Origin of the sequence: Pseudomonas sp. PS02290 (assembly GCF_029960075.1) — a bacterium.
Classification (GTDB): domain Bacteria; phylum Pseudomonadota; class Gammaproteobacteria; order Pseudomonadales; family Pseudomonadaceae; genus Aquipseudomonas.
Window position 1 is genome coordinate 1 of sequence record NZ_JASCOY010000130.1, and the last position, 11200, is coordinate 11200.

At 62.4% G+C, this 11200-nt stretch carries 5 protein-coding genes; 3 read left to right on the plus strand and 2 right to left on the minus strand.

Going from position 1 to position 11200, the window contains the following annotated elements:
* Positions 1 to 201 (minus strand): hypothetical protein (locus QMX88_RS27020; protein ID WP_282373325.1); only part of this gene is annotated, 201 nt, incomplete at its 3' end.
* Positions 202 to 255: 54 nt separating this feature from the next.
* Between QMX88_RS27020 and recC the strand changes: the two genes are divergently transcribed.
* The 3 genes from recC to recD are packed head-to-tail and all read left to right on the plus strand — an operon-like array spanning position 256 to position 9520.
* Positions 256 to 3741, plus strand: a complete 3486-nt coding sequence (recC, locus tag QMX88_RS27025) for an exodeoxyribonuclease V subunit gamma (RefSeq protein ID WP_282373326.1) — start codon at positions 256 to 258, stop codon at positions 3739 to 3741.
* Positions 3738 to 7436, plus strand: a complete 3699-nt coding sequence (gene recB / locus QMX88_RS27030; protein WP_282373327.1) for an exodeoxyribonuclease V subunit beta — start codon at positions 3738 to 3740, stop codon at positions 7434 to 7436. Before recC ends, recB begins: the two co-directional genes overlap by 4 nt.
* Positions 7433 to 9520 carry an exodeoxyribonuclease V subunit alpha gene (gene recD / locus QMX88_RS27035; RefSeq protein WP_282373328.1) on the plus strand — a complete coding sequence of 696 codons (2088 nt, stop codon included), beginning with the start codon at positions 7433 to 7435 and terminating at the stop codon, positions 9518 to 9520. Before recB ends, recD begins: the two co-directional genes overlap by 4 nt.
* A gap of 3 nt (positions 9521 to 9523) precedes the next feature.
* On the opposite strand, the gene QMX88_RS27040 is transcribed toward recD, so the two are convergent.
* Positions 9524 to 11074 carry an amino acid ABC transporter permease/ATP-binding protein gene (locus QMX88_RS27040; RefSeq protein ID WP_282373330.1) on the minus strand — a complete coding sequence of 517 codons (1551 nt, stop codon included), beginning with the start codon at positions 11072 to 11074 and terminating at the stop codon, positions 9524 to 9526.
* Positions 11075 to 11200: the final 126 nt, after the last annotated feature.

Here is an 11200-nt window from a genome sequence, read left to right on the forward strand (position 1 = left end):
GTGAAACGATGCATCGCCGATGGTAGTGTGGGGTTTCCCCATGTGAGAGTAGGTCATCGTCAAGATTAAATTCCAGAACCCCATTTGCGAAAGCAGATGGGGTTTTGTTTTTTGCGCGCGGAAAAGCGGGCAGTCATCCTCATACCTAAACAGCGGATGAGCGCAGTTGTCAGTCGCCCTAACAAGATCGACCGCTAACAAGTCCGCTCCCTCTGGTAGTCTTCTCCCTCTTTTGAAAGACCAAGGGACGCAGCTATGCCGGTGACATCCAATCTCAACCCCGGATTTATGGTGGTCCATGGGAATCGCCTGGATGAACTGCGTGGCCTTGTGGTGTCCTGGATGCGGCGTTATCCCCTGACTCCGCTTGAAAACGAAGTAGCGCTGGTTCAAAGCAACGGCATTGCGCAGTGGCTGAAGCTTGCTTTGGCAGAAGATGCACAGGACGACGATCAAGGGGGTTGCGGCATTGCCGCTGCGATCGATGTGCAGCTCCCTGGCAGTTTCATGTGGCAGCTTTACCGTGCGGTGTTGGGCAAGGCCGAGATTCCGGAAACCTCGTTGCTCGATAAAGCTCCACTGACCTGGCGATTGATGCGACTGCTCCCCGGCTTGATCAATCAGCCACACTTCGAGCCGCTGCAGCGATTCCTGACGGCCGATACAGACCTGCGCAAGCGCTACCAGTTGTCCGAGCGGCTTGCCGATCTGTTCGACCAATATCAGGTGTATCGCGCCGACTGGCTGGAGGATTGGGCCGCGGGCAAGCATCAACTCAGGACCGGGCGGGGAGAGGCAAAGCCGCTCAAAGCAGAGAACTGCTGGCAGGCCGAACTGTGGCGTGCGCTGCTCCATGATGTCGGGGCAGAGGGGATGGCCCAGAGCCGGGCCGGCGTGCATCAACGTTACATCGAACGCATCAATAGCCTGGTCGAGGCACCGGCCGGTTTGCCGGCGCGGGTGATCGTTTTCGGTATTTCCTCTTTGCCCGCCCAGGCACTAGAGGCGCTTGCCGGGCTAGCCCGTTTCAGTCAGGTCCTGCTCTGCGTTCACAACCCTTGCCGCCATCACTGGGCAGACATCGTGGCTGACAAGGATCTCCTGCGCCACGAATACAAACGCCAATCACGAAAACCCGGCATGCCGGTGGTGCTGAACCCTGATGCGCTGCACCAGCACGCTCACCCGTTACTGGCTGCGTGGGGCAAGCAGGGTCGTGACTACATCAATCTGCTCGACAGTCATGACGACCCGAACAGCTATCGCTCGATCTTTCGCGACGGGCGCATCGACCTGTTCAGCGAGAGCGAGCCCAAGACGCTCCTGAATCAACTTCAGGACGATATCCTCGAGCTGCGCCCCTTGAGCGAGACCCGCGAAGTCTGGCCGCCCGTGGATATCAAGACCGACCGCTCCATTCGCTTTCATGTCGCCCACAGCGCCCAGCGCGAAGTGGAGGTGCTCCACGACCAACTGCTCGCGCGCTTCAGCAAGGATCCGGACCTTCGTCCGCGGGACGTCATCGTCATGGTCCCAGACATTGACAGCTACGCCCCTCACATTCGCGCCGTGTTTGGCCAACTGGATCGCGACGATCGCCGCTTTATCCCCTTTACCCTCGCCGATCAGGGCCAGCGTGGCCGTGATCCGTTGCTGATCGCCGTCGAGCATTTGCTGAAGATTCCGGACAGTCGATTCCCGGTCAGTGAAATCCTCGATCTGCTGGACGTCCCCGCATTACGAGCGCGGTTCGGCATTGATGAGCGAGACCTGCCAACCCTGCACCGCTGGATTGAGGGAGCAGGTGTGCGCTGGGGGCTCAATGCGAAGCAGCGTGAAGGGCTAGGGCTACCGGAACAGCTTGAGCAGAACAGCTGGCATTTCGGTCTGCGTCGCATGTTGCTGGGGTACGCCGTTGGGGCGGGTGCGGCTTACGACGGCATTCAGCCGTATGACGAAATCGGCGGGCTGGATGCGGCTCTTATTGGCCCGTTGGTGTCCCTGATCGACGCGCTTCAGGTCGCGCACAACGAACTCTCCCAACCCGCGACGCCCGCGATGTGGGGCGCGCGTCTTCAGGCGATCATGCAGCTGTTCTTCATGGCCGACAGTGAGCACGACGACTACCTGCTCAGTCAGCTGGAAACCCTGCGTGAAACCTGGCTGCAAACCTGCGAGACCGTTGGCCTGGAAGAAGAATTGCCGTTGACGGTCGTGCGTGAAGCCTGGCTGGCCGGGCTTGATCAAGGGCGGTTGTCCCAACGCTTTCTGGCCGGATCGGTCAACTTCTGCACGCTGATGCCGATGCGCGCCATTCCATTCAAAATCGTCTGCCTGCTGGGTATGAACGATGGCGATTACCCACGCGCGCAGCCGCCGCTGGATTTCGATCTGATGGGCAGCGATTACCGTCCCGGCGACCGTTCCAGGCGTGAGGATGATCGTTATCTGCTGTTGGAAGCGCTGTTGTCCGCCCGTGATCAGCTGTACATCAGCTGGGTGGGGCGCAGCATTCGCGACAACTCCGAGCGGCCGGCTTCGGTGCTCATCGGGCAGCTGCGCGATCATCTGTCCAGCGGTTGGCGGCTGGCCGATGCCATCGAGCCCGAGGACGATAAAAAGCGTGATCCGGGCCAGCAGTTGCTGCACAAACTTACCGTCGAACATCCGCTGCAGCCTTTCAGCGCCAAATACTTCCAGGAGAACCCGGAGTTCTTCAGCTTTGCCCGCGAGTGGCAAGTGCTGCACGAAGCCCTCACCGAAGCAGGCGAAATAAAAGCGCTGCAAAAGCACCAGCAGGAAGAGCCGCTTAGCCTGATGCAGTTGCAGGATTTTCTGCGCAATCCGGTCAAGCACTTCTTCAGTCAGCGCTTGAAGATATTCTTTGAAGTCGCCGAAGCGCCATTGGCGGACGAGGAGCCGTTCGTACTCGACGCGCTCGAGCGCTATGGCCTCAGCGACAGTCTGTTGCAAGCGGCGCTCACAGATCCCGAGGACATTCAGGAATCGCTCCATGCTCAGGCAACGCGCTTGCAGGGCAGCGGCTTGCTGCCGATGGCTGGGTTTGGCACGTTGCTGCAGGATGAACTGATCGAACCGCTACCCGACCTCGTCGCCCGCTATCACGAATTGCTGATTCGCTGGCCGGTGCGGCTGCACAGCGCGTTGCCGGTCAGTTATCAGCATCAGGGCGTCGAGCTTGATGGCTGGGTCGACGGGCTTTATCAGAATCCTCGGAACGAGTTACTCGCGATCACAGCTATCCCCAATGCCATCGCCAGCAAGAAGACACGCAAGTGGCATCGCCTGACCAAACCGTGGGTAAACCACCTGGTGGCCTGCGCGTGCGATCTGCCGTTGACCACCGCGCTGGTGGCGAGTGACGAGACGCTCTTGCTGCCGCCGCTGGACAAGGACACTGCCACGCGCACGCTGAATGACCTGCTGCTGGCCTGGCATCAAGGCATGCAGCGACCGCTTCCGATTGCGGTGAAGACGGCGTTTGCCTGGCTAGGCCAGAACGATGAAATCAAAGCCGAAGCCGCCGCGCGCAAGGCCTATGAAGGCGATGGTCAGAACAGCAAGGGCGAGCGCGCGGAAAGCACTGCGCTGGCGCGTCAGTTCCCGGACTTTGATGCGTTGATGGGCAGCGAGGAATTCGTGGGTTGGTGCGAAGCGCTGTACAAACCGATTTTTGAAGCGCCTTGGCAGGCACTTTCTCGCGAGGAGGCCGGCGCATGAGTGACGCACAACAACCTCTGGCGCTGCGCTTCCCACTGAAAGGCAGCCAGCTGATTGAAGCCAGCGCCGGCACCGGCAAGACGTTCACCATCTCGGCGCTGTACCTGCGTCTGGTATTGGGTCACGGCAGCGAGATTTCTGGCTTCGGCCGAGAGCTGTTACCGCCGCAGATTCTGGTGGTGACGTTCACCGACGCAGCGACCAAGGAACTGCGCGACCGTATTCGCACGCGACTGGCGGAGGCCGCGCGGTTCTTTCGTGAAGAAATCGAAGCGCCTGATGCGTTGATCGCTGGATTGCGGGACGAGTTCGCCATTGAGCAATGGCCCGGCTGCGCCAGCCGTCTCGACATCGCGGCGCAGTGGATGGACGAAGCGGCGGTCTCGACCATCCACAGCTGGTGTCAGCGCATGCTGCGCGAGCACGCCTTCGACAGCGGCAGCCTGTTCACCCAGAGCCTGGAAACCGATCACACCGATTTGCTGAGCGAAGTGCTGCGCGATTACTGGCGCAAGTTCTGTTACCCCATGAGCGGCGACGCGCTGCTATGGGTGCGCGAGAACTGGGGCGGCCCTGCGGCGCTGCTGCCAAGGGTGCGCGCGTTGTTCGGCAGCGAGCGGGCGAGCGTGACGCAAACCCCGACGCAGATCATCGAGCAGTCGATTCAGGAGCGGCGCGAAACCCTCCGCCAGCTCAAGGCGCCCTGGGCCAACTGGGCCGCGGAGCTGCACGCGATCTGCATCGACGGCGTCGCGTGCAAAGTGGTCGATGGCCGCAAGATGCAGGAGCGTTATTTCCGGCCCTGGTTCGACAAGCTGATTGCCTGGGCCAATGATGACGAGCAAGAGCAGTTGGACCTCGGCACCGGTTTCACCCGGCTGACCCCGGACGGCATCGCCGAAGCGTGGAAGAACAATCCGCCGTCGCACCCAGCGTTCGAGGCGATGGTCGAGCTCAAGGTGGCGCTGGACACGCTGCCAACGCCCGATGCAGCGGTGCTTGAACACGCGTCCCAATGGGTCGGCGCCCGCTTCGAAGAAGAGAAGCGGCGCCGCGCCGAGATGGGTTTCGACGACATGCTGCTGCGCCTGGATGCCGCCCTGCGCGGGAGCGGTGGCGAGCGCCTGGCGACCCTGATCCGCGAGCAGTTTCCCGTCGCGCTGATCGATGAGTTTCAAGACACCGACCCGGTGCAGTACCGCATTTTCGACAGTATCTACCGGCTTGAGGCCAACGACGAGAGCACCGGCCTGTTCCTCATCGGCGATCCGAAGCAGGCGATCTACGCGTTCCGTGGTGCCGACATCTATACCTACCTGCGCGCCCGTCAGGCCACCACCGGGCGGTTGCACACGCTGGGCACCAACTTCCGTTCCAGCCACGCGATGGTCGATGCGGTGAACCACGTGTTCACGCGCGCGGAAACGAGCGAGGCCGGTCGCGGCGCGTTCTTGTTCCGTACGCCTGAGGATAATCCCGTGCCGTTTCTAGCAGTCGGGTCTCAGGGCCGTAAAGAGACGTTGCAGGTCGACGGTGAGGTGCTTGCGGCGCTCAACGTCTGGCAGCTGGAAACCGATCAGCCAGTGTCGGGCACGGTCTATCGTCAGCAACTGGCGGCGAGCTGCGCCAGTGAGATCGTGCGTTTGCTCAACGCCGGGCAACAAGGGCAAGCGGGCTTTGCCAAAGCTGGAGAGCCATTGAGACAACTGCTGCCTGCCGACATCGCAATTCTGGTGCGTGATGGCAAGGAAGCCCAGGCGGTGCGTGGCGAGTTGTCGGCGCGGGGCGTGCGCAGTGTGTACCTCTCGGACAAGGACTCGGTGTTCGCCGCGCAAGAAGCCCATGACCTGCTCGCCTGGCTCAAGGCCTGCGCCGAGCCTGACGCCGAGCGAACCCTGCGCGCGGCCTTGGCCTGCATCACCCTCGCGTTGCCGCTGGCCGAACTCGAGTTGTTGAATCAGGACGAGCTGGCGTGGGAAAACCGCGTCATGCAGTTCCGCGATTACCGACGCATCTGGCGCACCCAAGGCGTGCTGCCGATGCTGCGGCGGCTGCTGCACGACTTCAAACTGCCGCAGGCGCTGGTTCAGCGAACCGATGGCGAGCGTGTGCTGACCAACCTGCTGCACCTCAGCGAACTCATGCAGCAGGCCGCCGCCGAGCTGGATGGCGAGCAGGCCTTGATTCGTCATCTGAGCGAGCATCTGGCCCTGTCCGGCCAAGCGGGGGAAGAGCAGATCCTGCGCCTCGAAAGCGATGAGCAACTGGTCAAGGTCGTGACCATTCACAAATCCAAAGGCCTGGAATACCCGCTGGTGTTTCTGCCCTTCATCTGCTCGACGAAGCCGGTGGACGGCAGCCGTTTGCCGCTGCACTTCCATGACGCCGAAGGCCACGCGCAGATCAGTCTCAAACCCACGCCGGCGCTGATCGAACAGGCGGATGACGAGCGTCTGGCGGAGGACCTGCGTCTGCTTTATGTGGCCCTGACCCGCGCGCAACACGCGTGCTGGCTGGGCGTTGCCGATCTCAAACGCGGCAGCAACAGCGCCTCGATACTCCATCGTTCGGCCCTGGGTTATTTGCTCGGCGGCGGGCAGAAGCTGGCTGAGTCAGTGGCATTGGGCCAATGGCTGCGATCGCTGGCAGAGGACCACCCGGCCGTGAAAGTTGAACCCGTTCCACTGCCGACCACCGAATCCTTCAGCGCGCCGCGCAACGAGGTCGCATTGAGCAAGCCGCGCGTGCCCCGGCGCAGCGCTCGGGAGAACTGGTGGATTGCGTCCTACAGCGCGCTGCGCATTGGCGACACCATCACTGACAGCGGCGATCAGTCGCCGGACAGTCCGCAAGCGCAGAAGCTGTTCGACGATGAGCGTCTCGATCCGGATGCGCCGCGCGAGGTCATGGTCAGCGGCGGCGATATCCACCGATTCCCGCGTGGCCCCAACCCCGGCACCTTCCTGCACGGGCTGTTGGAATGGGCGGGCGAAAAGGGCTTTGCCGAGGCGGCTGCCGATCCGCTTGCGCTGGAGAAAGTCGTCGCCCAACGCTGCAATAGGCGCGACTGGAAAGGCTGGATCAACACGCTGACCGACTGGCTCCAGCATCTGCTGACCCTGCCGCTGCGTCTGGGCTCAGATGTGCAGGCCATGGCCTTGTGTGAGCTGGATCAGCCGAACCAGTACCGCGTCGAAATGGAGTTCTGGTTCGCCTGCTCGAAAGTCGATGTGGCGCAGATGGACGCGCTGGTTCGCCGATACACCCACAACGGTGCGCCGAGGGCGGCGGCAGAAACGGTTTCGCTGAACGGCATGTTCAAGGGCTTCATCGACCTGACGTTCGAGCACGAAGGCCGTTACTTCGTTGCCGATTACAAATCCAACTGGCTGGGCGTCGACGACGATGCCTACACCGAGCAGGCGATGGAAAGCTCGATTCTGGACAACCGCTACGACCTGCAATACGTGCTCTATTTGCTGGCGTTGCATCGTCAGCTCAAGGCGCGGCTCGCCGATTACGATTACGACCGGCACATGGGCGGCGCGGTGTACCTGTTCGTGCGCGGCAGCCGTGCTGCGAGTCAGGGCGCGTGGTTCACCCGACCGCCCCGTGAGTTGATCGAAAGTCTCGATCTGCTGTTTCAGGGCCGAGCGCCGATCACGGCCGACGTGCTGTCAGGAGACCTCGTATGAACCGCACCTTCGCTCACTTGATGCCCACGGCGCTGGACGCCGACAGCCTGGCCGACCTGAAACCTCTCAGTCGCGTGGAGGATTTGCTGCTGTTGCTGCAGCGCTGGGTCGAACGCGGCTGGTTGCGCGCGCTGGACAAAGCCTTCGTGGCGTTTCTGGCTGAGCTCGATCCTGCCGCCGATTCGCTGGTGCTGTTGGCGGCCACGCTGACCAGCCACCAGTTGGGCCACGGGCACGTCTGTCTGGACCTCTATGAAACCTTGAAAGAGCCGGACTTCGCCCTGTCGCTGCCGCCGGAGGGCGATGTGTTGTCGACGCCGATGCTGCTGCCGTCCTCGCTGCTCAAATCCCTCGACGGCGCGACGTGGTGCAAGGCGCTGGAAGCCAGCGCGCTGGTGGCCCACGCAGGGGACCTCAGCGAAGCAGCGGCACAGAGGCCGTTGGTTTTGTCCGATCGGCGCCTGTACCTGCGTCGTTACTGGACGTATGAACGGCGGATCGATGCGGCGTTGCGTCGTCGACTGGCTCAGGTGGAAACGGGGTTCAGCGATTTGCCCCAGCGGCTGGATGCGCTGTTCGGCCCGGCCAACCAGGCGCCTGACGCCTTGATCGACTGGCAAAAGTTGGCCTGCGCCCTGGCAACCCGAGGCGCGTTCAGCATCATCACCGGCGGCCCCGGCACGGGCAAGACGACCACGGTCGTGCGTTTGCTGGCACTGCTGCAATCGCCAGCGGTTGAGCGCGGCAAGCCGTTGCGTATTCGTCTGGCGGCACCGACCGGCAAGGCCGCGGCACGCCTGACCGAGTCGATCAGTCATCAGGTGCAGTCGCTGCAAGTGCCGGAAGACGTGCGGCAGAAGATCCCCAGCGAGGTCACGACGGTTCACCGTTTGCTGGGCAGTCGTCCGGGCACACGGCATTTCCGGCATCACGCGGGCAACCCGTTGCCGCTGGACGTGCTGGTGGTCGATGAAGCCTCGATGATCGACCTGGAAATGATGGCCAACCTGCTGGACGCGCTGCCGCCCCATGCGCGGATGGTGCTGCTGGGCGACAAGGATCAACTGGCGTCGGTCGAGGCGGGCGCGGTGCTGGGCGATTTGTGCCGCGACGCGGAGGCGGGCATGTACACCCCGCAGACCCAGGCGTGGCTGGAATCGGTCAGCGGGGAAGATCTTGCCGGAAGCGGCTTGCAGCAAGGCGACGATCAGCATCACGCCCTGGCGCAACAGGTGGTGATGCTGCGCCATTCACGGCGTTTCGTGGCCGGCAGCGGCATCGGTCAGTTGGCGAAGCTGGTCAATCAGCAGCAGGACCAGGAAGCACGCGCATTGCTAGCGGCTCGCCAGTACCCGGACCTGTTTTCCCTGGTGCTCAAGGGTGAGCAGGACCGCGCGCTGTCGCGACTGCTGCTCGACGGTCACGGCGATGGCCCGCAAGGCTATCGCCATTATCTGGGCGTGATGCACGCGCAGCGGCCGCAAGACCTGACGCAGATCGAAGACCCGCGCAGTGTCGAGTGGGCGCGGCAGGTGCTGAATGCGTTCGATGAGTTCCAGCTGCTGTGTGCCGTGCGCAAAGGGCCGTGGGGCGTGGAAGGGTTGAATCGACGGATCACTGAAACGCTGTTCAGCGCCGGACTGATCGAGAGCGATCATCAGTGGTACGAGGGGCGCCCGGTGTTGATGACACGCAACGATTACGGGCTGGGTTTGATGAACGGCGACATCGGCATCGCCCTGCGTTTGCCCGAGGGGCCGGTCGAGGAAAACCGTCAGGCGCTGCGTGTTGCGTTCCCGCGTAACGACGGCAGCGGCGGCGTGCGCTTTGTGCTGCCAAGCCGGCTCAATGACGTGGAAACGGTGTACGCGATGACGGTGCACAAATCCCAGGGCTCGGAGTTCGCGCACACGGCGCTGATTCTACCGGAGGCGCTGAACCCGGTGCTGACCAAGGAGCTGATCTACACCGGCATCACCCGGGCCAAGCACTGGTTCAGCCTGATCGAGCCGCGTCAGGGCGTGTTTGAAGAGGCGCTGCGGCGCAAGGTCAAGCGCCTGAGCGGGTTGATGTTGGGGCTGTGAGGCTCAAGCTTCTTTGAGCGCAGGCGTTTGTTGCGTCACGGCGAGATCCAGCCCCATGAACCTGCGCACGCGCTCGCCGCACTGGTCGGCAAGAATCGTTTGCGGCGCGGCGTCGACCTGCACGATGCCGTTTTCCATGAAAATCACCCGGTCGGAAATCGACAGGGCGAAGTCCATCTCATGGGTGACGATGAGCATCGTCATGCCTTCCTTCGCCAAGTCGGCGATGACCTTCAGCACGTCGCCCACCAGCTCCGGGTCCAGCGCAGAAGTCGGCTCGTCGAACAGCATGATCTGAGGGTCCATCGCCAGCGCTCGGGCAATCGCCACGCGCTGTTGCTGACCGCCGGATAGCTGATGCGGGTATTTGTGCGCGTGGGCCAGCAGCCCGACCTTGTCGAGCAGGGCGTAGGCGCGTTGCTCGCTGAGGTCCCGGTCGCGGCCGTGATAGCGCGGCGCGAGGGTCACGTTGTCGAGGATGGTGCGGTGGGGGAACAGGTTGAAGTTCTGAAACACCATACCTATGCGCTGCACGCCCCGGCGGATCTGCGGCGCGTTGGGGTTGTCGCCCGCGTGAATGTAGCCTTCGCCAAACAGGATGATCTCGCCCTTGTCGATGGTCTCCAGGCTGTTGACCGTGCGAATCAGCGACGTCTTGCCCGAGCCCGACGGGCCGATGATGGAGATGACCTGCCCGGCCTCCACCTCCAGATTGATGCCCTTAAGCACTTCATGCTGCCCGTAGCTTTTGTGGATGTTGACCAGTTGCAGCGCCGGCGCAGCCCCCGGACCTGTGGCCTGCTCGCGCATCACTGCAGGCTGCGCGACGAGGCTGGCGCGCAGGTGAGTCAGGGCGCTGTCGTCGAGGGTTTGCGGCTTGCGGTTGCTCAGCTCAAGGTGCTGCTCCAGCCAGTGAAACAGCCAGCCGAACACCGTGACGATCATCACGTAATACACCGCGACGGCTGACAGCGTTTCCATGACCAGAAAGTTTTGCGCGTAGAGGCGTTGGCCCACGGTCAGCAGCTCGGTGAGGGAAATCACTGACACGAGTGAGGTCAGTTTCACCACGGTGATGTATTCATTCACCAGCGTCGGCAGGGAGATACGGAATGCCTGGGGGATGACGATCAGACGCTGCATGCCGATCAGACCAACACCCAAGGCGCGGCCCGCCTCCTTCTGGCCCTTGGCGACCGAGATCAGGCCGCCCCGGTGAATCTCCGCCATGTACGCCGCCTCCGTGACCACCAGAGCCAGAAGGCCGGAGTAGAAGGGGTTGGACAGCACGTCGCGGGTGACCGGAAACATCTGTGGCAGGTTGTAGGTAAACACCACCAACACCAGCAGCGGGACACTGCGGAAGAACCAGATATAAATCGACGCCGGCACGCTGATCCAGCGCGCGGTCGAGAGCTTGGCCGAGGCCAGCAGGAAACCCAGCAGCATGCCGATGAACCAGCCCAGAGCGCTGAGCTCGATCACGGTGATGCAGGATTCCCAGAAGTCAGCGACCGAGAACAGAGAAAAAAAGTAGGACCATTCGAATTGCATACACACACCTCAGCAGGGCGGGGCCCGGCGGGATTCTCTTGTCAAACGCGATCCCTGCAGGAGTGAGCTTGCTCGCGATGCCTTCGGTACAGCCAACACACTTTCATCGTCTGTCACGGCCAATCG